Genomic DNA, 22,831 nt, shown 5'->3' on the forward strand with positions numbered 1-22,831 from the left:
ACGGCGATCGTGCCAGAAGCCGGGCCATTTGCACTGTACACTCAACTCAAAGTGAACCAAAACCGTGAAAACGTATTAGAAAAACTGAAAGCACTACCAAAGTTGGTGGAAGAGTTAAACATTACCCAGCCGGGTGCAGCGCTGACGCTTTCTATCGCATTCACAAAATCGTTTTGGGAACACCTTAATGTAGACGCGCCAGAAGAGCTTATTGATTTTACTCAACTTGGCGAAGGTGACATCGTTGCTCCAGCAACAGACGTAGATGTACTGATTCACTGTCACTCGACTCGTCACGACTTGCATTTTTACGTGTTGCGTAAGTTCCTAGAAGAGACGGCACAAGATGTCACCATTGTGGACGAAACATATGGGTACCGTTACCTTGATGCTCGTGATATGACAGACTTCATTGATGGCACAGAAAACCCGAAAGGGGAGGCTCGCGCTGATGTGGCTCTAGTAAAAGAGGGCCCATTTGCTGGAGGCAGTTATGTTATGGCTCAGCGCTTTGAACATAACCTTGCCGCTTGGAATCGATTGAATGTCAAAGCGCAAGAAAAAGTGATTGGTCGTACCAAGCCAGACTCTATCGAGCTAGAAGACGTTCCTGCTGCATCACACGTTGGTCGCGTTGATATCAAAGAAGAAGGTAAAGGTTTGAAGATTGTTCGCCACAGCTTACCATACGGGACGGTGACAGGGCCTCATGGCCTGCTGTTTATTTCTTACTGCAATACACTTCATAACATTAAAGTGATGCTAGAAAGTATGTACGGCGTGACAGATGGTAAAACAGACCAAATGCTTCGTTTCACAACAGCGGTAACTGGTGCGTACTTCTTCGCTCCTTCGCAAGAAATGCTCGCGGAGCTAGCCATCAAGTAAGTTCTCAGACTTCATTTCTTAAGCCCTCCAATGGAGGGCTTTTGTTTTCTATTTCTATTCCAATCTCTTTTCAAAAAAACACTAAACTTTTCTGTTACTTGGTCGATAAGTACTCAAAGCCTTAATTTATTTGGAGTCTGTGTCTCGTGGCTATCACCGTTAATACCAATGTGGCAGCACTCGTCGCACAGCGTCATTTGACCAGTGCAACGGATATGCTGAATCAATCCATGGAGCGTTTGTCTTCAGGGAAGCGTATTAATAGCGCAAAGGATGACGCTGCGGGTCTGCAAATATCCAACCGCTTGCAATCACAAATGCGTGGTTTGGATGTCGCGGTACGTAACGCGAATGACGGCATTTCCATCATGCAAACTGCGGAAGGCGCGATGAATGAGGTGACCAATATCATGCAACGTATGCGTGATTTGTCGCTACAGTCAGCCAATGGTTCAAACAGCAAAGCGGAGCGCACTGCACTGCAAGAAGAAGTTTCTGCTTTAAATGATGAGTTAAGTCGTATTGCAGAAACGACCTCCTTTGGCGGACGTAAATTGCTGAATGGCACATTCGGTACATCGTCTTTTCAAATCGGAGCAACGGCTGGTGAAGCGGTACAAATTGGCCTGCGGACCATGCAGCCGGAATCTTTAGGTAGCTTTTCAATGAGCTCATATCAAAGAGTCAGTTCAGATTGGACGGTTCAAAACGGAAATAATGAAATTGTTATCAGCTACCGTGATAACAATTTTGAAGAGCAGGAGATCCGTATTGAAGCTAAAGCTGGCGACGATATAGAAGAACTCGCGACTTACATTAATGGGCAAACCGATAAAGTGAAAGCGTCTGTTAATGAGGAGGGGCAACTGCAGTTACTCATGTCCCACAAGGACGCCATAAAATACCCTGGACCAACCTTCAGTGGTGGCCTGGCTGATGAGTTAGAACTTGGCAAGTATGTCACCGTAAATAGAACGGTAGATAGTATTGATATTAGCACGGTCGGTGGCGCTCAGATGGCGGTCGGCATTTTAGATGATGCTTTGAAAACGGTAGATGGCAGTCGTGCGGAGTTAGGCGCGTATCAAAACCGCTTTAATCACGCGATCAATAATCTCGATAATATCCACGAAAACTTAGCTGCTTCCAACAGTCGTATCCAAGACACTGACTATGCCAAAGAAACTACGCAAATGGTGAAGCAACAGATTTTACAACAGGTCAGTACTTCTATTCTGGCGCAAGCAAAACAAGCGCCAAACCTAGCATTGACCTTGCTTGGCTGATGAACGGCCTTGCCCGAATTTAACGTAAAACCTGCCTGTATCGACAATTCGAAAAGAAGCTTTAGCGAAAAATGAAAGTTTTTTTGCTTTTTTATCCGCTTTGTCACGATTACCCCTCCAAACGAATTATTTTCAAAAAAATCCAAAATTTTCTCTAAAGAAAACAGGGCATGCGCCGTTAATAAAAGTAACTTTGAGAGAACTACTTGGTTTTCCGAGACGTCGGAAACCGCTACACCGGAAAATCAATTGGAGAAATCACCATGGCAGTGAATGTAAACACTAACGTATCAGCGATGACCGCTCAGCGTTACCTAAACAACGCAAACTCAGCTCAACAAACTTCTATGGAGCGTTTGTCTTCGGGTTTCAAAATCAACAGCGCAAAAGATGACGCTGCGGGTCTACAAATCTCGAACCGTTTGAACGTACAAAGCCGTGGTTTGGATGTAGCGGTTCGCAACGCGAACGACGGTATCTCGATTGCACAAACTGCTGAAGGTGCAATGAATGAGACCACTAACATTCTTCAACGTATGCGTGACTTGTCTCTGCAATCAGCAAACGGTTCAAACTCGAAAGCAGAGCGTGTTGCGATTCAAGAAGAAGTGACCGCACTCAACGACGAACTAAACCGCATCGCAGAAACAACCTCTTTCGGTGGTAACAAGCTGCTAAACGGTACCCACGGCGCGAAATCGTTCCAAATCGGTGCGGATAACGGCGAAGCGGTAATGCTTGAGCTAAAAGACATGCGCTCAGACAACAAAATGATGGGCGGTGTAAGCTACCAAGCAGAAAGCGGTAAAGGTAAAGATTGGAACGTTGCTGAAGGTAAGAACGACCTAAAAATCAACCTAACGGACAGCTACGGCCAAGAGCAAGAAATCAACATCAGCGCAAAAGCGGGTGATGATATTGAAGAGCTTGCGACTTACATTAACGGCCAAACTGACCTAGTGAAAGCGTCAGTAGACCAAGACGGTAAACTGCAAATCTTCGCTGGCAACAACAAAGTTGAGGGCGAGGTCGAGTTTTCAGGTGGTCTATCTGGTGAACTAGGCTTGGGCGAAGGCAAAAAGGTAACGGTAGATACTATCGACGTAACCTCAGTTGGTGGCGCACAAGAATCTGTTGCCATCATCGATGCGGCACTGAAATATGTAGACAGCCACCGCGCAGAGCTAGGTGCTTTCCAGAACCGTTTCAACCACGCAATCAGCAACTTGGACAACATTAACGAGAACGTGAATGCGTCGAAGAGCCGTATCAAAGATACAGATTTCGCGAAAGAAACGACGGCAATGACCAAATCACAAATTCTATCGCAAGCGTCAAGCTCAATCCTTGCGCAAGCGAAACAAGCGCCAAACTCAGCGCTAAGTCTGCTAGGTTAATTTCAAACCTAAGACGAGAACCTCATTGGCTCGTGGTGAGAGATGAGCGAGTAAACCCAGCTTCGGCTGGGTTTTTTTCTGCCTTTAAAAGAGCGAAGGTATTCATCAACGGCAATATTAGAGCTTTATCACACTTCAGTAAGCCAAAGAAAATAATCGCAAAAAATTGAAAATTTCTCCTAAAGGATATGCATACGTCGCCGTTAAAGGGACTGAGAGAAATGAGATGTACCTAAGTGAGGTGAGAGACACGACGGTACATTCACTAAAGCCTTAAGGAGATCAATTATGGCGATTAACGTTAATACTAACGTCTCTGCGATGACTGCACAGCGTTACCTGAACCAGGCAGCTGACGGTCAACAAAAATCTATGGAGCGTTTGTCTTCGGGTTACAAAATCAATAGCGCGAAAGACGATGCTGCAGGTCTACAGATTTCAAACCGTTTGAATGCACAAAGCCGTGGCCTAGATATGGCAGTGAAAAACGCAAACGACGGTATTTCTATTGCACAGGTTGCTGAAGGTGCAATGAATGAATCTACCAACATCCTACAACGTATGCGTGATCTTTCGCTTCAATCGGCGAACGGCTCTAACTCAAAAGCAGAACGTGTAGCGATCCAAGAAGAAGTAACAGCGCTAAACGACGAGCTAAACCGTATTGCTGAAACTACCTCTTTCGGTGGTAACAAGCTTCTAAACGGTACTTACGGTACTCAATCTTTCCAAATCGGTGCGGACTCAGGTGAAGCAGTGATGCTTTCTATGGGTAACCTACGCTCAGACACTTCAGCAATGGGTGGTAAGAGCTACGCAGCAGAAGAGGGTAAAGACGCATCTTGGACTGTTGGTGAGAAAACAGAGTTCAAAATGAGCTACACCAACAAGCAGGGTGAAGAGAAAGAGCTATCAATCAGCGCTAAGCAAGGCGATGATATTGAGCAGCTAGCGACATACATCAACGGTCAAAACGATGATGTAAAAGCCTCTGTTGGCGAAGATGGCAAACTACAAGTATTTGCTTCTTCTCAAAAAGTTGAAGGTGATGTTGAGTTTTCTGGCAACCTAGCAGACGAGATCGGCTTTGGTGGCCCGAAAGACGTAACAGTGAAAGACATCGATGTAACCACAGTAGCTGGCTCTCAAGAAGCAGTAGCGGTTATCGACGGTGCTCTTAAGTCCGTAGACAGCCAACGAGCTTCACTCGGTGCTTTCCAAAACCGCTTCAACCACGCAATCAGCAACCTAGACAACATTAACGAGAACGTTAACGCGTCTAAAAGCCGTATTAAAGATACTGATTACGCGAAGGAAACCACTGCGATGACTAAGTCGCAAATTCTTCAGCAAGCAAGTACTTCAATCCTGGCTCAAGCGAAGCAGTCTCCATCTGCAGCGCTAAGCTTGTTGGGCTAAGTGGTAAACCCAGCCTGAGGTCAACACCTTAGAGCTGGGGCACCAAAGCGATAGATTCTATCGTTAGCCCATAAGGTGGAAGGGAGATTGTAATGGATATATCCTCCTACGCATCGAACATCCAGCCTTACGGCACGCCAAATGGCACAAAGTTTGCAAATAAAAATGGCAATGATATAGGCACGTCTAGCCCAGCAAATTCAAATGGTGAGATTTCGCCGCAAAAAGCGAAAAACACCGAATACGACTTCTCTGTTCAAGCTGCGATCGAGATGGCTGAAAGCCGTCAAGAACTGAACAAAGAAGAACGTGAAAAATTGGTCGCACAAATGAATGAATTTGTAACGTCCATAAACAAAGGAGTCGCATTTCGAGTGGATGAAGAATCCGGACGAGATGTGGTGACGATTTATGAAGCCAATACCGGTGACGTGATTCGTCAAATTCCTGATGAAGAAATGCTAGTGGTATTGCGTCGCCTAGCTGAGCACACAGCCAACAGCGGGTTGTTGACTGAAAAAGTGTAAGTCGTTTTTAGAGGTGATTTGATGAGTTTAGGCCCTTTGGGGATGTCTGGCGGCATGGATATTAATTCCATGGTCAGCAAAATTGTGGATGCCGAACGCGTACCAAAGCAGCAACGCATCGACAACGAACGCACGACAATTAATGCCAGTATCAGTGCTTACGGGCGACTCAGAGAATCATTGGATACGATGAAAAATCTTATGGCGAACTTTCGTCAGGAGAAAGCATTTGCCGTTCGCACTGTCGAAACGACCAATGACAATATCGTATCTGCCACGGCAACCACAGATGCTATCGCTGGCAAATATGCTATCGATGTGTTGCAGCTTGCTCAGAGCCATAAAGTCGCTTCTGACGTATTGCCAGAAGACGCAAAATTTGGCCCTGGTAAGCTGCAGATTTCGCTTGGTGATGAGCGTTTTAATATCGATGTTCGTTCCCGATCTAAGCTCATCGATGTCGTACGTGGCATCAATGGCGCTAAAGATAACCCTGGCGTTCGTGCATCTCTTATTAACGACGTCGAAGGTCCACGCCTTATCCTTGCTTCTAACCTCTCTGGTAAGGATCATCAAATCAGAGTCAGTGTGGAGGCAGAAAAAGGCAACCCTCTTAAATATTTCGAATACCAAACACTTGAAGACCGCGTCAACGCGCTTGAAGAAGCTCGTTCAGCGGCGGAAGATGTCTTAGGTCCTCTTAAATTTCCGGAACAACCAGCAGAAGAGCTGGATGCAAACGGCAATCCTCTACCTCCAGAAGAGCAAAAAGCGGCAGACGATGTACAAGATGATGCATCGCAAGCGCCAATCTCTGCGGCGGGTGCAGAAGCAGCCAAAGCTGGTCAAGAAGCCATTGATGAAGCCAACCGACGCGCGAGTTTACGCCCTGAAGACAGAATTCCAGGGTGGACAGAAACTGCGTCAGGTACTTTGTTGGACTCTTATGAAGAACCAGAGCTCGAACTCGACGAAAAGGCAATCGAGAAGGCACCAGATGTACCAGGCTGGAATAATGCCGCATCGGGCACCCTAACCGATTCTTACGTTACGACGAAAGAGGCTAAGCAGCTTCTTGAGCAAGAAAAAGCGGAAATCGAGCAAAAAATTGCGAGTGAAAAGCAAGCGTTAGACGAAAAAGTGGCACGTGGTGAACTTTCCGAAGCGCAAGCTAAGCAAATTCATCGCGCTAAACTTGATCCTCAAGAACGTGAGCGTCTGGAAAAAATTGATGAAGCAGAAGCGAAAATCGCAAAGGCACAATCTGCTTTTGAAGAATACCTTGGAATGACAGAAGTACAAGCAGGGCAAGATTCAGAAGTTCTGCTTGATGGCGTGGCAAAGCTATCTAGCCACAACAATGTGATTGAAGATGCGATCGAAGGTGTTGATTTAACACTAAAAGGCAAATCAGAACCGAATAAACCGCCTGCTGAAATTGGTGTCGAGTACGACCGTCAAAGTGTACGCAACGATATCGAAAACTTTGTGGCAGCGTATAACTCGTTTTATCAAACCTCCCAAGCGTTGGCGAGTGTGGATCCGGTAACTGGTCAAAAAGGGCCGTTGTCAGGTGACAGCACCGTACGCAGTGCAGATTCACGATTAAAATCGGTTTTTTCTACTCGAATCGATAAAGCACCTGAAAACCTAAAGTCCTTAACAGAATTTGGCATTACGACCACACGTCAAGGCACACTAGAAATCAACTATGACATGCTAGACCGCCAGTTGAACAATAACTTCAACGAGTTAGAAAAGTTCTTCGGTGGCAACACAGGTTTTGCTAAACGAGTAGAAGATGCGATTCACGGTATCACAGGTATTACAGGCAGTATTCGTACTCGAGAAAAAAGTCTCACAGAACAAAATTACCGTTTGAGTGACGATCAAGCGGCATTAGATCGCCGCATGGAAAGCCTAGAGAAGCGTACTCATGCGAAGTTTACCGCGATGCAAGATGCGACCGGTAAAATGCAAGGCCAGTTAGGCGCTTTGATGAGTGCGTTGGGTTAATAAATGCAAAAAGAACTCATGGAAATTAGTGATATAGATCAACTAATTACGCAAGAATTAGAAAAAATTGATTTTAATGCTGAAGAAATTCTTCGCTTGGTCGATATCAGGGAACGGTTATTGCAAAACCTGTTACCAATTATTCATCAAAATCCTTTGGTTAGGCAGGATGCAGAGTGGCAAGCATTGCTAACTCGTACCAAAAGAATTGTCGAGCTGATGCAATCGGAAACGTCAAAGGTCGGAAAAGAGCTCCATAAGTTTCGTTATGGCCAGCGTTCACTTCAGCAGTACAAAAAATTTATTTAAAAGAGGATTACTATGCGCGGTTCTTTGCAAGCATACAAAAAGGTATCAGTCGACAGCCAGCTTAGCGCGGCTTCTCCGCACAAAGTCATTCAAATGCTTATGGCTGGTGCGATTGAGCGCCTTATTCAAGGTAAAGCAGCCATGCAAGCAGGCAATATTCCAGCAAAAGGTGAGCGCTTGGGTAAAGCGTTAGACATCATTATCGCGCTACGCAGCTGTCTATCTATGGATGACGGTGGTGATATTGCTTCAAACTTAGATTCACTGTATGAGTTTATGATCACGCAAATTTCTGCTGCTAACCATCAAAATGAGCCTCAGCTGATCGACGACGTTATCGATATTATCCGTGAGATCAAGTCCGCTTGGGACCAAATCCCAACAGAGTTTCATAATCTTACCGCTGCTGAAGTTGGTATTTAATAGTCAAAACAATGCGTTAAGATACTAGACGAATATATTTGTCAATTGCGCAACGAGTTGTGTAGCAAAGTTTCTATCAAGCTCACACCTCTCCATTGCTTGGTTGCCTTATTTTTATATTCAAATAAAATAGAAGCCATTAGTAGCCCTAATGGCTTTTTTGTTGCTGATTTTCCTATTTTGTCTATCGTAAATTGAGTGTGGTGGTTCTGCCTTCTTTAGCACCCAATTGCGCAAATCAAGGTTTGGCCGCAACGCACCTAAAATAAAGGCAATCATTCTTACTTATGCATGGTTTGGCAAAGCTGCTTGTAATTGATGATGACGCATCAAGTCGTTTAAATTTAAGCAATATATTGGAATTTGTTGGAGAAAATTGCGAAGCGGTCAGTTCTGATCAGCTCAGCGATGTTGATTGGTCTAGCGTATGGTCGTGCTGTATTGTTGGTAATATTCCAGCAGGTCAAGCGGCGAGTACGGTTATCTCTCATTTAAACAGCGCTTACCACATCCCTCTTCTAGTCATGGGCCGTTTTCCTTTGCCTGTTGATGATCTTCCAAATTTTGTTGGTGAACTAGAGCTGCCGCTTAATTACCCACAGCTTAGTGAAGCGTTACGCCACTGCAAAGATTTTCTGGGGCGAAAAGGAGTGAATGTTGTTGCTAGTGCACGCAAAAACACGCTTTTTCGCAGCTTAGTTGGTCAAAGTAGAGGTATTCAAGAAGTTCGACACCTGATTGAGCAAGTATCAAACACAGAAGCAAACGTGTTGATCTTAGGTGAGTCCGGTACGGGTAAAGAAGTTGTTGCGCGTAACATCCACTATCATTCTTCATACCGCGATGGCGCATTTGTACCTATTAACTGTGGTGCAATACCGCCTGAGCTCCTAGAAAGCGAATTATTTGGTCACGAAAAAGGCGCGTTTACTGGTGCGTTAACTGCCCGTAAAGGTCGATTTGAGCTCGCAGACGGTGGCACGATCTTTCTTGATGAGATTGGCGATATGCCAATGTCGATGCAAGTAAAGTTGCTTCGTGTATTGCAAGAACGCTGCTTTGAACGTGTAGGTGGCAATAGTACCATCAAGGTAAATGTTCGAGTGGTGGCGGCGACACACCGTAATCTAGAAAATATGATTGAAGAAGGCACGTTCCGAGAAGACTTGTTCTATCGCCTGAACGTGTTTCCAATTGAGATGCCAGCGCTGAAAGAGCGCAAACAAGATATACCATTGCTGCTGCAAGAACTGATGACACGTTTAGAGGCGGAAGGCGGACAACCTATCTGCTTTACACCTCGTGCAATCAACTCACTTATGGAGCATCACTGGCCGGGCAACGTACGCGAGTTGGCTAATCTTGTTGAGCGAATGATTATTCTGTATCCAAATAGCTTGGTGGATGTAAACCATCTACCAACCAAATATCGCTACAGTGACATCCCAGAGTTCCAACCAGAGAGCAATCCATTTGTTTCGGTGGAAGAGCAAGAGCGTGACGTATTCCAAGATATCTTCTCTGAAGATTTTAGCTTTGAAGATCAAGACGACCTTGATCACAGCATGAACGCCCCGCAAGCGCTGCCACCGGAAGGGGTTAATTTGAAAGAGCTGCTGGCTGATTTAGAAGTTAATATGATCAGCCAAGCATTAGAAGCGCAGGGTGGCGTTGTAGCAAGAGCGGCCGACATGCTGGGTATGCGACGTACTACGCTGGTGGAAAAAATGCGTAAGTACAACTTACAGCGCTAGGTAAAGTGAAGTTTTAAGACGATATCTGAATAATCACTTGGGCTGGTTAACATCGCTTTTCTGGCATCCAAAACCGTTATCTCTGAGTGTCAACTTATTGTCGATGGCTTAACGTCCTGATAAATATAAAAAAATAGCTTGGTACGCTAATTGCTTACCAAGCTATTTTAGTTTTAGCGGCGATATTTCGACAGGCAGTAATGGATAACAACACCAATCAATCCCATTTAGATTCCGTAGAGAATCAGGTTGAGCGCTACAAACAGGTGCTCGATGTGATGCCTGCTGGAGTGATTTTGCTCGATACGTACGGAGTAGTGCGTGAAGCAAATCCAGAAGCGCACCGAATTCTTGAGATTCCACTGGTTAACGAAAAATGGTTCAACGTTATCCAGGCGGTGTTTGACCCACGTGAAGATGATGGCCATGAAGTTTCCCTGCGGAATGGCCGTAAAGTTCGACTCGCCATCTCGGCGTCTACAACAGGTCAATTGATCCTGATTACCGATTTAACCGAAACCCGTTTACTTCAAGCTCGTGTCAGTGATTTACAGCGCTTATCGTCGTTAGGACGTATGGTTGCGTCGCTTGCTCACCAAGTAAGAACGCCGCTGTCGAGCGCTATGTTATATGCATCCAATTTGGGAGCGCCAAATCTTCCTCCAGCGACAAAAGATCGCTTCCAAACCAAATTAATGGATCGACTGCACGATTTGGAAAAGCAGGTTAATGATATGCTGCTTTTTGCTAAAGGTGGTGATAATAAAGTCATTAAGCCATTCACGATTGCCCAGTTGGTAGCGGAATATCAGCCGATGGTCGAAACCGCGCTAAAAAACAACAGTATTGATTACTGCCTAGAAGTGGAAGAAGAACAAACTGAGCTACTAGGCAATGCGAACGCCATTGCATCCGCATTAAGTAATCTGGTCATGAATGCGATTCAAATGTCTGGTAAAGAATCGCAAGTCGATATTTTTTTCCGCCCGGTAAATGGTGAGTTACGCATTTCTGTGCAAGACAGCGGACCGGGAGTGCCCGAAGAACTGCAAGCCAAAATCATGGAGCCATTTTTTACCACACGTTCTCAAGGAACTGGATTAGGGTTGGCAGTTGTTCAAATGGTTTGCCGTGCCCATGACGGTCGATTGGAACTTATTTCAGAGCAGGGTGATGGAGCCTGCTTCACCATGTGCATTCCGCTAGAGCGAGTGCAAACAGAAGCGCAATAAGCGGCTTTTGGTAATAACAATTTCTGGAGAATCATAATGGCGCAAAGCAAAGTGCTGATCGTAGAAGACGATGAAGGTCTTCGTGAAGCCCTAGTCGATACTCTGGCTCTGGCAGGGTATGAGTGGTTGGAAGCGGACTGTGCTGAAGATGCACTGTTAAAGCTGAAATCGAATACGGTTGATATCGTCGTTTCTGATGTGCAAATGGCGGGTATGGGTGGCTTAGCTCTGCTCAAAAGCATCAAGCAGAATTGGCCTAACTTACCAGTATTGCTAATGACGGCGTACGCCAACATTGAAGATGCCGTGTCTGCAATGAAAGATGGCGCAATTGACTACATGGCGAAACCATTTGCACCAGAAGTGTTGCTAAATATGGTCAGTCGTTATGCACCGATAAAAAGTGATGACAACGGTGACGCTATCGTTGCTGATGAGAAAAGTCTACGTTTACTCGCGTTGGCCGATAAAGTGGCACGTACAGATGCGAATGTTATGGTGCTAGGTCCTAGTGGCTCAGGTAAAGAAGTGATGTCGCGTTATATTCACAACGCGTCAAATCGTAAAAATGGTCCTTTTGTCGCAATTAACTGTGCCGCGATTCCTGACAATATGCTCGAAGCAACACTGTTTGGCTATGAAAAGGGCGCATTTACTGGTGCTGTTCAGGCATGCCCAGGAAAGTTTGAACAAGCGCAAGGTGGCACAATCTTACTTGATGAAATCAGTGAGATGGACTTGAACCTGCAAGCGAAGTTATTGCGTGTTTTGCAAGAGCGAGAAGTAGAGCGCCTAGGCAGTCGCAAAAGCATCAAGTTAGATGTTCGTGTGTTAGCGACGAGTAACCGTGATCTTAAGCAATACGTGTCAGAAGGAAACTTCAGAGAGGACTTATATTACCGCCTGAATGTATTCCCAATTGCGTGGCCTGCACTTAAAGAACGTAAAGGCGATATTGCACCGCTTGCCAAGCATCTTGCTGAGCGTCATTGCAGCAAAATGGGCATGCCAGTGCCTCAATTCTCGACCGTTGCGTTAGAAAAACTATTGCAATACCCTTGGCCGGGTAATGTTCGTGAATTGGATAACGTGGTTCAACGAGCGCTGATATTAAGTGAAAATGGCGACATCGATGCAGAGCACATTTTGCTTGAGGGCGTAGATTGGCAAGATGCCAATAGCTTGCAACACGTGGTGCAAAACGCAGATATGGTCGTGCCCAATGTTAAGCCAGTTGCGCAAGCTGAGAGTGTCAGCCGCCCAGTAACGGGTGGAGAAGGCTTAGGCAGCGAGCTGCGCGATCAAGAATACGCCATTATTTTGGAGACTTTGGTTGAGTGTAATGGTCGACGCAAAGAAATGGCGGAGAAACTGGGTATAAGCCCTCGAACCTTGCGCTATAAGCTTGCCAAAATGCGTGATGCTGGTATAGATATCCCGAATTAACATAGACAACGGCCATAAGACGAAAAGTGTAAGTAAATTGATTGCTAATGTCTTATGGCACGTTAATTGCTGTGTCAATAATCAGTTTTGTTAATAGTCAATCTTTTGGCTTAGAGGTGCTAATGAAAATTGATGGTATTCAGGCAGAAATGCGCGCCATGATGGTAGAAGCAACCAATACGGCTCCTACTGCAAGTGGGGCGAAAGTTGGAGCGGATTTTAACGATCTCCTAACTAAAGCCATCAATAACGTGAACACACTTCAAAAAGCATCTGGTGATTTACAAACCCGTTTTGATCGTGGTGATGCCGATGTATCCCTTTCTGACGTTATGATCGCTCGTAACAAGTCTAGTGTCGCTTTTGATGCGACGGTTCAAATTCGCAATAAACTCGTTGAGGCATATAAAGACCTCATGAACATGCCAGTGTAATTTAGGTAATAAGTGTGGCAGACAAGTCTACAGATTTAACCGTCACTGAAGGCGGCTCAGATGGTGCACTGGTAGCAAGTTCCGATGTGGATGTGGAGAGTCAAAATCCAGATCTAGAGGAGCGTAGTGCGTCAAAATTCGATATGGCAGTGGGCGACCTCGATTTACTTCGTCAGGTTGTGCTTGTGCTGTCGATATCCATCTGTGTTGCATTGATCGTGATGCTGTTCTTTTGGGTCAAAGAACCGGAGATGCGCCCACTTGGTGCGTATGAGACCGAAGAATTGATCCCCGTTCTGGATTATCTGGACCAGCAGAAAATCAATTATAAGCTTGATGGCAATACTGTTTCTGTTGAATCGAGTGAGTACAACTCGATCAAACTTGGCATGGTTCGTTCCGGCGTTAACCAAGCTACAGAAGCGGGCGATGATATTTTGCTGCAAGACATGGGTTTTGGTGTTTCACAACGTCTCGAGCAAGAGCGTCTCAAACTCAGTCGAGAGCGCCAATTGGCTCAAGCAATTGAAGAAATGAAGCAAGTTCGCAAAGCACGAGTGTTATTGGCACTGCCAAAGCACAGCGTGTTTGTGCGTCATAACCAAGAAGCGTCTGCGTCGGTATTTTTGACATTGTCGACAGGCACGAACCTTAAGCAGCAAGAAGTGGATTCTATTGTCGACATGGTAGCGAGTGCCGTGCCGGGAATGAAAACTTCTCGAATTACCGTCACAGATCAGCATGGCCGCTTACTCAGCTCAGGCTCCCAAGATCCCGCTTCTGCGGCGCGACGCAAAGAACAAGAATTAGAACGCAGCCAAGAGCAAGCGCTGCGCGAAAAAATTGATTCCGTACTATTACCGATTTTAGGTTATGGCAACTATACGGCGCAGGTTGATATCCAAATGGATTTCAGTGCGGTTGAACAAACTCGCAAACGCTTTGATCCGAACACCCCTGCGACCCGCAGTGAGTACGCACTCGAAGATTACAATAACGGTAACATGGTAGCGGGTATTCCGGGTGCGTTGAGTAATCAGCCTCCAGCGGATGCCTCTATTCCGCAAGATGTGGCTCAAATGAAAGATGGTTCTGTCATGGGGCAGGGGTCAGTTCGTAAAGAGTCCACGCGTAACTTTGAGCTAGATACCACCATCAGCCACGAGCGAAAGCAGACCGGGACGGTGGCTCGTCAGACCGTTTCTGTTGCGATTAAAGACCGTCGTCAAGTTAACCCTGATACGGGTGAAGTGACTTATACCCCAATGTCCGAATCTGAAATCAATGCCATTCGCCAAGTATTAATTGGTACCGTTGGCTTTGATCAAGGCCGTGGCGATTTGCTGAATGTATTGAGTGTAAAGTTTGCTGAGCCAGAGGCTGAGCAGCTAGAAGAACCACCAATTTGGGAGCACCCTAACTTCAGTGATTGGGTTCGTTGGTTCGCAAGTGCATTAGTGATTATTGTGGTTGTGTTGGTTCTGGTTCGCCCAGCAATGAAGAAATTGCTTAACCCTACCAGCGATGATGAAGACGAAATGTACGGACCAGACGGCTTGCCGATTGGTGCGGATGGTGAAACTAGCTTGATTGGTAGTGACATCGAAAGCAGCGAACTGTTCGAGTTTGGCTCAAGTATTGATTTGCCAAACCTTCATAAAGATGAAGATGTATTGAAAGCGGTTCGTGCTCTGGTTGCTAATGAACCTGAACTGGCTGCTCAAGTAGTGAAAAACTGGATGAATGACAATGGCTAACGATATCGTACCTCAAGATGACAACGCCGCGGGAATGCCAGTAGAGCTGGATGTTTCAACCATTACTGGCGAAGAAAAAGCGGCAATTTTGCTACTGAGCCTTAATGAACAAGATGCAGCTGGCATTATCCGTCACCTAGAACCAAAACAGGTTCAGCGTGTTGGTAGTGCGATGGCTCGCGCGAAGGATCTCAGCCAAGACAAGGTATCTGCTGTTCATCGTGCGTTTTTGGAGGATATCCAGAAATACACCAACATTGGTATGGGCAGCGAAGACTTTATGCGTAATGCACTGGTTGCCGCTCTTGGTGAAGACAAAGCCAACAACTTAGTTGACCAGATCCTACTTGGTACGGGCTCAAAAGGTTTGGATTCTTTGAAATGGATGGACCCACGCCAAGTGGCGAGCATTATAGTCAATGAACACCCACAGATTCAAACTATCGTACTGTCTTATTTAGAAGCAGACCAATCTGCAGAGATTTTGTCTCAGTTCCCTGAGCGCGTGCGTTTGGATCTGATGATGCGTATTGCCAACCTTGAAGAGGTTCAGCCATCAGCATTGGCAGAGCTGAACGAAATCATGGAGAAACAGTTCGCGGGTCAAGCGGGTGCACAAGCAGCCAAAATTGGCGGCCTGAAAGCAGCAGCGGAGATCATGAACTACCTAGACAACAACGTCGAAGGTTTGTTGATGGAACAAATTCGCGATCAGGACGAAGACATGGCGACGCAAATCCAAGACCTAATGTTTGTCTTCGAAAACTTAGTCGAAGTGGACGACCAAGGTATTCAGAAGTTGCTGCGTGACGTACCACAAGACGTGTTGCAAAAAGCACTTAAAGGTGCAGATGACTCGTTACGTGAGAAAGTCTTCAAGAACATGTCTAAACGTGCTGCTGATATGATGCGTGATGATATAGAAGCGATGCCGCCAGTACGAGTGGCAGATGTAGAAGCCGCTCAGAAAGAAATCTTAGCAATTGCCCGTCGAATGGCGGATGCTGGTGAGCTCATGTTGTCTGGCGGTGCTGACGAATTCTTATAATTTCTATTGCTTCGCAATTATCCTATTGCGGAGCACCCTCACTTCTTAATCGAACACACAATAGGTAACCCATGGCTGGCGATAGAAAACGCGGATTTATCCGTCCTGATGAAGATGATTCGATGATCGCACCTCAACGTTGGGGGCTGCCTGATTATGGCGAGCCTAAAGCCAAACAAGCAAAACAAACCGCGTTCAACTATGACCCGGGATGGGTGCCGAATTTTGATGAGCCTGAAGAAGAGCAGCCACTTGCGCTAACCGAAGAACAAATTGAACTGATTAAGCAAGGTGCTTATCAAGAAGGCTTACATCAAGGTCAGGAAGCTGGCTTTAAGCAAGGTTACGACAAAGGTAAAGAAGAAGGGTTGCAAGCCGGCCATGCTGAAGGTCTTGAGCTCGGAAAAGCTGAAGGGGTGACTGCAGGGCAAGAATACATTCAGCAGCAAGTTGAAACCTTTATGAACTTGGCCAATCAGTTTGCTCAACCTTTGGAGTTGATGAATGCTCAGGTTGAAAAGCAGCTGGTGGATATGGTGCTCTGCTTAGTCAAAGAAGTGGTGCACGTTGAAGTACAAACCAACCCTCAAATTATTTTAGATACAGTGAAGCAGTCGGTCGAAGCGCTACCAATATCAGGCCACCCTATTACCTTGCACCTGAATCCAGAAGATGTCGCGATTATTCGTTCAGCTTATGGTGAAGAAGACCTTGATTGTCGCAACTGGACGTTAGTTGCTGAACCATCGCTCAATCGAGGTGACGTCCAGATTGAAGCAGGTGAATCAAGCATTAATTATCGCATGGAAGAACGCGTCAAAAGCGTATTGCACAGCTTTTGTGGCGCAAACCGTCATCAAGAGGGTGAGTAATCCATGCAAGCACTCGCTGACCGCTTAAAAAGCTACAAAGTTGAAGGCCTTACGACGCGCCCTGTCGCCTCTGGCAAACTGGTGCGTGTGGTTGGGTTAACGTTGGAAGCGACCGGCTGTCGCGCACCAATTGGCAGTTTATGCTTAGTGGAAACCATGTCAGGTCAGATGGAAGCTGAGGTTGTCGGCTTTTCAGGTGACAACCTATTTTTAATGCCAAGCGAACAAATTACGGGCATTTTACCTGGCGCGAGAGTCACCCCTTTAACCAGTGACGCTGGTTTACCCGTCGGCATGGAATTACTTGGGCGCGTGATAGACGGGGTTGGGAATCCACTTGATGGACTTGGCCCTTTGTATACCGATCACCGTGCCTCTTTTAATGCCGAACCAATCAACCCGTTGGCTCGAAAGCCAATTTCTGAACCGCTCGATGTTGGCCTAAAAGCCATCAATGGTTTGTTGACGGTTGGTAAAGGTCAGCGTATCGGTCTGTTTGCAGGTTCTGGTGTGGGTAAATCGGTCACGCTTGGCATGATGACGCGAGGCACCACCGCACAGGTTGTGGTCGTCGGCCTGATAGGTGAGCGTGGACGTGAAGTTAAAGAGTTCATCGAAGAGATCTTGGGTGAGGACGGTCGTCGCCGCTCAGTGGTGGTCGCGGCGCCTGCCGATGCTTCACCTCTAATGCGCTTAAAGGGGTGCCAAACGGCATTAACGATTGCTGAATACTTCCGGGACCAAGGGTTAGATGTTCTGCTATTGATGGACTCGTTGACTCGTTTTGCACAAGCACAGCGTGAAATCGCACTTTCTGTTGGTGAGCCGCCAGCGACGAAAGGCTACCCGCCTTCTGTATTTGCCAAGCTGCCAGCGCTGGTTGAGCGAGCGGGTAATGGAAGTGCCGAACAAGGCTCGATTACGGCGTTCTTTACCGTGTTGACCGAAGGGGATGATTTGCAAGATCCGATAGCGGACGCATCGCGAGCCATTCTTGATGGCCATATTGTACTTTCTCGTGAAATGGCGGATGCAGGCCATTATCCGGCGATTGATGTCGAGAAGTCGGTGAGCCGTGTTATGCCGCAAATCACGACGGAAGAGCACGTTTTGATGTCAAAAGCGGTGCGACAGGTCTTGTCTATTTGTCGCAAGAATCAAGATTTGGTCTCGATTGGAGCGTACAAACCGGGTACCGATCCTGCTATTGATGGCGCATTTACTTTGAAACCGAAGTTAGACGAATACTTGCAGCAGAGCATGAAAGAATCGGTGCCATACGATATGTGCGTCAATATGCTTAGAAACATTTTGGGTGGGTGATAGCGCATGAATAATGCGATGGAGTTTCTACTTGAGCAAACTAAGGATCGTGAAGACCAAGCTGTGCTTGCACTGAACAAAGCGCGTTCTGAACTCGAAGATTATTACCGTCAGGTTGAACAAATTGAAAAGTATCGGCTTGATTATTGCCAGCAACTCGTCGACCGTGGTCAGGCGGGCCTAACGGCAAGTCAATATGGACACTTAAATCGATTCCTTACCCAGCTAGATGAGACTTTATCTAAGCAAAAGCAAGCAGAAAGTCATTTCAAAGAGCAGGTTGAAAACTGTAAAGAATATTGGTTAACCGTGCGTAAAGAACGCAAATCCTATGAGTGGATGATAGACAAACGCGAAAAAGAGAAACAACTTGCTGAAGCTAAGCGCGAACAAAAGCAAATGGACGAGTTTTCCACCTTACTTTACAGTCGAAAACCACATCGTTTCTAAAGGTTATTGGTTCGATATTGCATTACGGTGTTGCAGCTGACTACATCTCTACCGATTCAAGTAAGGTAACTTTGATTGAGTCTTGTTCAATTAATTCAAACACCTTCGGTCGAATCTCGCGAACCCACCACTCGTTGTATGTTTTTTCGTAGAGAGTCTGGCGTGCTTGTTCATTGTCGAACTCTCTAAGCCAAACAAAATAGTCATGTCCATCATCACCAGTGTGGACGTAAGTATTCAGTACACGCATGCCTTGTGAGCGTTGATAGGGCAACAGTTCTTCCTTCATCCAACTTAGCCACTGTTCTGTTTTGCCTGCTCTGATTCTATATTGGCGTAATTCTGTGATCTTCAAAGTGATTCCTTAATTGTTAAGTCAAATGTCTGTTTACGCTTATCGTTTTTCAAAGTCAATCAAGTAGCTGTACATCATGTTAGGAACCAGGTTCTCGGATAGTACTGTTGATATTTGTTCCATAAACATGCCATCTATTAGCTTACCGAGAATTGGCTCAATATTGTGGTGTGATTTTTGCATTTTAGCTGTCAGTGTCAGGTCTTTTTGACCTTTGTTTGCCGCCAGTATTGCTGTCTGTCAGCGATACGCTCAGAGCCACGAGAACGAGAGTTTCTAAATGAGTGTGAATTTGTCCCATGTATCTGCGACTACCAAGACGCCAGTTTCTGATGTGTCCGCTAAAGCGTCCGCAGAGAGCACCGAGAGCAAGGGATTTTTAGAAACGTTAACCGATGCGTTTGCTGGTAAACAAAAGCCCGAAAAAGTAGCAACAGAATCGACAGTGGTTGAAGAAAAAGAAAGAGCGGATGTAGGCAGTACTTCTTCTGCTAACGTCTCGGACGAATTGTTGGCGCAAGAAAGCCAAGAATCCGTCAGTGACGAGACCCATGGTTTTGATGAAATATCAGCAAACAAACCGAATGCAACCTTAAGTGAAGAAGCAAGTTTACAAAAGGCGAGTAACAGCACACCTTTGGAGAATGATGTTGAAGCTATTGAAAAAGTGAAATCAACATTAATCGATACGAGCAACCCATCAGATACAATGGACGTAAAAAGCACGATGGGCGAAGGACAACAGCTTCTTGGTCGAATTGAACAAGCGAATCAAACCCTGAATGCGAGTAATGCATCCATCGATAGTGGCAAAGTTTTGCCTCAGAGCGCGAATTTAGTGCATTCGTTCCACGATCAAGCAACCGTTTCGACACTCCTTGATGAGCTGGCTTTGAATGAAACGCCATCAGTTCATTCGCTTGAACAAGCACAGATGATCCCAAGACAAGACTTAGAGCCAATTTTAGATAAGAATGGTCAACCTATCGATGTCGACAAACTTTCGCCTGAGTTTGCTGCTTGGCAAGAGCTAGCGAAACAAGCCAGCCATCCGACGGCTAAGAGCGCAGTCAGTGGTGAAGTAGCTAATGATCTGTCGCCGTTGTTAACAGACGTTGATGGTTCCAACATCGACGCGCTTCCACGAGTATCCTTGGATGAACTTGAAGTTATAGATACTAAGTTGGCGCAAGGAAAACCACTGACTCAGCAAGAAGCTCAGATCATTGAAGGGTTGAAACAAGGAAGGATCACGGCGGATATTCCTGATCAAGACCTTGCCCAATTTGTTGCGCTCCCTAATGACATTAAACAGATTCTAGCAGAGCAACAAGTACAACATAACTTAACTCGCCAGGCTGGACCTATGGCAGTGTCTCAGCAAATCCAGCATACAGCGGCTCAAGTACCCCAGCCACAAGCTGCTCATAGTGGAGATAAAGTCGCATTATCTTCAACGCCCGATACGTTGATAGCCGCGCAAGTGCCGACGTCGCTTCAAGGTGTGAAAGACGGAGAGATTAGCCAGAAAGTGATGAACGCAGCATTGGCGACTGGTGCGCTAAAGGCGACTGCGGATAAACAAGATAAGCCGGATCTCCAACACGGTTTCGCTGGACAGCTTCAGGCTATGGCAGGTCAGCAAGGAATTAATGTTCAGCAACAAGCGCGTATTGATGCTGCACAACAAGCTCAGCTTCCGTTGCAACTAACTAAAGAGCTAGCCAACGAGCAAGTTGCGGAAAAAGTGCAAATGATGATGTCGAAGAATCTGAAAAATCTCGATATTCGTCTTGATCCACCAGAGTTAGGTCGTATGCAAATTCGTATGACCATGAATAATGACGTTGCCAATGTACATTTTACAGTGAACAACCCGCAAGCTCGTGACATTATTGAACAGACGCTCCCTCGTTTGAGAGAAATGTTAGCGCAACAAGGTATGCAGCTGGCTGATTCTTCCGTCCAGCAACAAAACAGCGGGCAACAGCAAGGTAGATATACTGCTGAACAACATGGTCAAAGCGCGCAAAGTGGCGGTTTTTCTGGACAGTCCGAAGAGGGTTTTGAATCTGATGTCAATCTGGATTTGAATGTCGCTTCAAAGCGTGATGGAATTAGTTTTTACGCATAAAAGGCCGTTTAACGGCAATGGAATATGGTTACCAAGCAACTCACTAAAACGTCTTGGTAACTCAAAAGAACAATAAGAGACAAGAATGGCAGAAGAACAGTTACAAGGGGCCGATGCGCCGAAAGGAAAAAGCAAGTTACTTATCATCATCATCGCTGTTGTAGTATTACTACTTGGTGGCGGGGCAGCGGCATTTTTTCTAATGGGCTCTGATGAACCTGCTCAGGCTGAATCGTCTCAACAGGCTCAAGTGAAGGCATCGGATGCTGCGCCCATCGCGTATGTGAATCTTCCTCAGGCATTTGTATTTAACGTTACTGGGGATAGCCGCGATAGGCTGGTTCAAATTAAAGCGCAGTTAATGGTTCGCGGTGCAGAAAATGAAGAGTTGGCGCGGTATCATTCGCCACTGATTGAAAGCTCTATGCTATCAACGTTTGCTTCCGCGACGGTTGATCAATTGCGCTCTCCTACAGGACGAGTGGAATTGCGCGATCGTGCTTCCGAAGATATCAAAGCAGCGCTGAATGCTGCGGTCGGTAAGCCAGTGATTGAAAAAGTACTGTTTACAGATTTTGTTATTCAATAGGTAAAACGTGACCGATCTATTAAGCCAAGACGAAATTGATGCGCTATTGCATGGGGTTGACGATGTTGATGACGTCGATGAACCGATAGAAAACGACACTGAGGGTGCCGTCAATTTTGATTTCTCGTCGCAAGACAGAATCGTACGTGGTCGAATGCCGACGCTCGAACTTATCAACGAGCGCTTCGCACGGCACATGCGTATTAGTCTGTTTAATATGCTGCGTAAAACGGCAGAGGTGTCGATCAATGGCGTGCAGATGATGAAGTTTGGTGAATACCAGAACACATTGTACGTGCCAACCAGTTTGAACATGGTGCGTTTTCGTCCGTTAAAAGGCACTGCGTTGATCACCATGGAGGCTCGTTTAGTCTTTATTCTGGTAGAAAACTTCTTTGGCGGTGATGGTCGATTCCACGCCAAAATCGAAGGCCGTGAATTTACCCCAACGGAACGCCGCATCATCCAGTTGTTACTGAAAATTGTATTTGAAGATTATAAAGAAGCGTGGTCGCCAGTGATGGGGGTAGAGTTCGAATATCTCGACTCTGAAGTAAACCCAAGCATGGCAAACATTGTCAGCCCGACAGAAGTGATTGTCGTGAGTTCATTCCATATAGAAGTTGACGGCGGTGGCGGCGATTTTCATGTCGTTATGCCTTACTCCATGGTTGAGCCTATCCGTGAACTATTGGATGCAGGTGTTCAGTCCGACAAGATGGAAACGGACGTTCGCTGGAGCTCAGCACTACGTGAAGAGATCATGGATTGTCCGGTTAACTTCCGCGTGAACTTGCTCGAAAAAGACATTTCTTTGCGTGATCTCATGGAGCTGCAACCGGGCGATATCATCCCGATTGAAATGCCAGAACATGCGACGATGTTTGTAGAAGACCTACCGACCTATCGCGTAAAAATGGGTCGTTCGGAAGACAAATTAGCGGTGCAAATTTCTGAGGAAATTGAGCGCCCACATGTCGTCAAAACAGATTTAGCTTTCTTAGGTAAAGACATCATGTCCGAGCTTGAGAGTGAAGACGATATAGACCATTAAGATACCTTATTAAATAGACATGCTATGGCATGAGTAAGGCGTAACACAGGATAGAAAAATGGAACCAAGTGACGATCAAAAGCTAGCAGACGAATGGGCAGCCGCTCTTGGCGAAGAC

At 46.0% G+C, this 22,831-nt stretch carries 22 protein-coding genes; 20 read left to right on the plus strand and 2 right to left on the minus strand.

Going from position 1 to position 22,831, the window contains the following annotated elements; all coding sequences use genetic code 11:
• The 17 genes from R7041_RS17910 to fliJ all read left to right on the plus strand — a co-directional run.
• A partial coding sequence (locus R7041_RS17910) for a Dyp-type peroxidase (RefSeq protein ID WP_318092739.1) occupies positions 1 to 888 on the plus strand: 888 nt, incomplete at its 5' end.
• A 146-nt stretch (positions 889 to 1,034) separates the two neighbouring features.
• Positions 1,035 to 2,174 carry a flagellin gene (locus tag R7041_RS17915; RefSeq protein WP_005380443.1) on the plus strand — a complete coding sequence of 380 codons (1,140 nt, stop codon included), beginning with the start codon at positions 1,035 to 1,037 and terminating at the stop codon, positions 2,172 to 2,174.
• 263 nt (positions 2,175 to 2,437) lie between these two features.
• Positions 2,438 to 3,571, plus strand: a complete 1,134-nt coding sequence (locus R7041_RS17920) for a flagellin (RefSeq protein WP_005380447.1) — start codon at positions 2,438 to 2,440, stop codon at positions 3,569 to 3,571.
• Positions 3,572 to 3,859: 288 nt separating this feature from the next.
• On the plus strand, positions 3,860 to 4,990 hold the full coding sequence (locus R7041_RS17925; protein ID WP_005380449.1) for a flagellin: 1,131 nt from the start codon (positions 3,860 to 3,862) through the stop codon (positions 4,988 to 4,990).
• Between the two features lie 92 nt (positions 4,991 to 5,082).
• A complete protein-coding gene (gene flaG, locus R7041_RS17930) occupies positions 5,083 to 5,517 on the plus strand; it encodes a flagellar protein FlaG (protein WP_005384493.1) in 435 nt (144 codons plus the stop codon).
• A gap of 21 nt (positions 5,518 to 5,538) precedes the next feature.
• The gene (gene fliD, locus R7041_RS17935; RefSeq protein WP_047102855.1) at positions 5,539 to 7,533 is read left to right on the plus strand and encodes a flagellar filament capping protein FliD; all 1,995 of its coding nucleotides are present in this window, start codon (positions 5,539 to 5,541) and stop codon (positions 7,531 to 7,533) included.
• Positions 7,534 to 7,536: 3 nt separating this feature from the next.
• Positions 7,537 to 7,842 carry a flagellar protein FliT gene (locus tag R7041_RS17940; protein WP_206949749.1) on the plus strand — a complete coding sequence of 102 codons (306 nt, stop codon included), beginning with the start codon at positions 7,537 to 7,539 and terminating at the stop codon, positions 7,840 to 7,842.
• A 12-nt stretch (positions 7,843 to 7,854) separates the two neighbouring features.
• Positions 7,855 to 8,265, plus strand: coding sequence for a flagellar export chaperone FliS (gene fliS, locus R7041_RS17945; RefSeq protein WP_005380457.1), 411 nt, complete (start codon positions 7,855 to 7,857; stop codon positions 8,263 to 8,265).
• A gap of 287 nt (positions 8,266 to 8,552) precedes the next feature.
• On the plus strand, positions 8,553 to 10,019 hold the full coding sequence (locus tag R7041_RS17950) for a sigma-54 dependent transcriptional regulator (RefSeq protein ID WP_054575511.1): 1,467 nt from the start codon (positions 8,553 to 8,555) through the stop codon (positions 10,017 to 10,019).
• A gap of 200 nt (positions 10,020 to 10,219) precedes the next feature.
• Positions 10,220 to 11,251, plus strand: coding sequence for a sensor histidine kinase (locus R7041_RS17955; protein WP_005380459.1), 1,032 nt, complete (start codon positions 10,220 to 10,222; stop codon positions 11,249 to 11,251).
• Positions 11,252 to 11,287: 36 nt separating this feature from the next.
• A complete protein-coding gene (locus R7041_RS17960; protein WP_005394318.1) occupies positions 11,288 to 12,697 on the plus strand; it encodes a sigma-54-dependent transcriptional regulator in 1,410 nt (469 codons plus the stop codon).
• 122 nt (positions 12,698 to 12,819) lie between these two features.
• Complete coding sequence (fliE, locus tag R7041_RS17965; RefSeq protein WP_005384482.1) at positions 12,820 to 13,131, plus strand: flagellar hook-basal body complex protein FliE; 312 nt, start codon at positions 12,820 to 12,822, stop codon at positions 13,129 to 13,131.
• Between the two features lie 14 nt (positions 13,132 to 13,145).
• Positions 13,146 to 14,888 (plus strand): flagellar basal-body MS-ring/collar protein FliF, encoded by a 1,743-nt coding sequence (fliF, locus tag R7041_RS17970; protein WP_005380462.1) that lies wholly within the window; start codon positions 13,146 to 13,148, stop codon positions 14,886 to 14,888.
• Positions 14,881 to 15,936, plus strand: coding sequence for a flagellar motor switch protein FliG (fliG, locus tag R7041_RS17975; RefSeq protein WP_005380470.1), 1,056 nt, complete (start codon positions 14,881 to 14,883; stop codon positions 15,934 to 15,936). Before fliF ends, fliG begins: the two co-directional genes overlap by 8 nt.
• A gap of 71 nt (positions 15,937 to 16,007) precedes the next feature.
• A complete protein-coding gene (fliH, locus tag R7041_RS17980; protein WP_226083876.1) occupies positions 16,008 to 16,808 on the plus strand; it encodes a flagellar assembly protein FliH in 801 nt (266 codons plus the stop codon).
• A gap of 3 nt (positions 16,809 to 16,811) precedes the next feature.
• A complete protein-coding gene (gene fliI / locus R7041_RS17985; RefSeq protein WP_005384474.1) occupies positions 16,812 to 18,131 on the plus strand; it encodes a flagellar protein export ATPase FliI in 1,320 nt (439 codons plus the stop codon).
• Between the two features lie 6 nt (positions 18,132 to 18,137).
• Complete coding sequence (fliJ, locus tag R7041_RS17990; protein ID WP_005380474.1) at positions 18,138 to 18,581, plus strand: flagellar export protein FliJ; 444 nt, start codon at positions 18,138 to 18,140, stop codon at positions 18,579 to 18,581.
• 40 nt (positions 18,582 to 18,621) lie between these two features.
• On the opposite strand, the gene R7041_RS17995 is transcribed toward fliJ, so the two are convergent.
• Complete coding sequence (locus R7041_RS17995) at positions 18,622 to 18,936, minus strand: NIPSNAP family protein (RefSeq protein ID WP_054575509.1); 315 nt, start codon at positions 18,934 to 18,936, stop codon at positions 18,622 to 18,624.
• 39 nt (positions 18,937 to 18,975) lie between these two features.
• Positions 18,976 to 19,119 carry a hypothetical protein gene (locus tag R7041_RS18000; protein ID WP_206949747.1) on the minus strand — a complete coding sequence of 48 codons (144 nt, stop codon included), beginning with the start codon at positions 19,117 to 19,119 and terminating at the stop codon, positions 18,976 to 18,978.
• A 97-nt stretch (positions 19,120 to 19,216) separates the two neighbouring features.
• Here R7041_RS18000 and R7041_RS18005 point away from each other — a divergent pair, with 97 nt between their 5' ends.
• The 3 genes from R7041_RS18005 (at position 19,217) to fliM (ending at position 22,713) form a co-directional block, all read left to right on the plus strand.
• Positions 19,217 to 21,070, plus strand: coding sequence for a flagellar hook-length control protein FliK (locus R7041_RS18005; RefSeq protein WP_258512637.1), 1,854 nt, complete (start codon positions 19,217 to 19,219; stop codon positions 21,068 to 21,070).
• A gap of 85 nt (positions 21,071 to 21,155) precedes the next feature.
• Positions 21,156 to 21,659 carry a flagellar basal body-associated protein FliL gene (gene fliL, locus R7041_RS18010; protein ID WP_005380477.1) on the plus strand — a complete coding sequence of 168 codons (504 nt, stop codon included), beginning with the start codon at positions 21,156 to 21,158 and terminating at the stop codon, positions 21,657 to 21,659.
• 7 nt (positions 21,660 to 21,666) lie between these two features.
• Positions 21,667 to 22,713, plus strand: a complete 1,047-nt coding sequence (gene fliM / locus R7041_RS18015) for a flagellar motor switch protein FliM (protein WP_005380478.1) — start codon at positions 21,667 to 21,669, stop codon at positions 22,711 to 22,713.
• The last annotated feature ends 118 nt before the right edge of the window (positions 22,714 to 22,831 follow it).

The sequence above is a fragment of the Vibrio sp. 1751 genome, assembly GCF_033339895.1.
In the GTDB taxonomy this organism is placed as follows: Bacteria; Pseudomonadota; Gammaproteobacteria; order Enterobacterales; family Vibrionaceae; genus Vibrio; species Vibrio alginolyticus.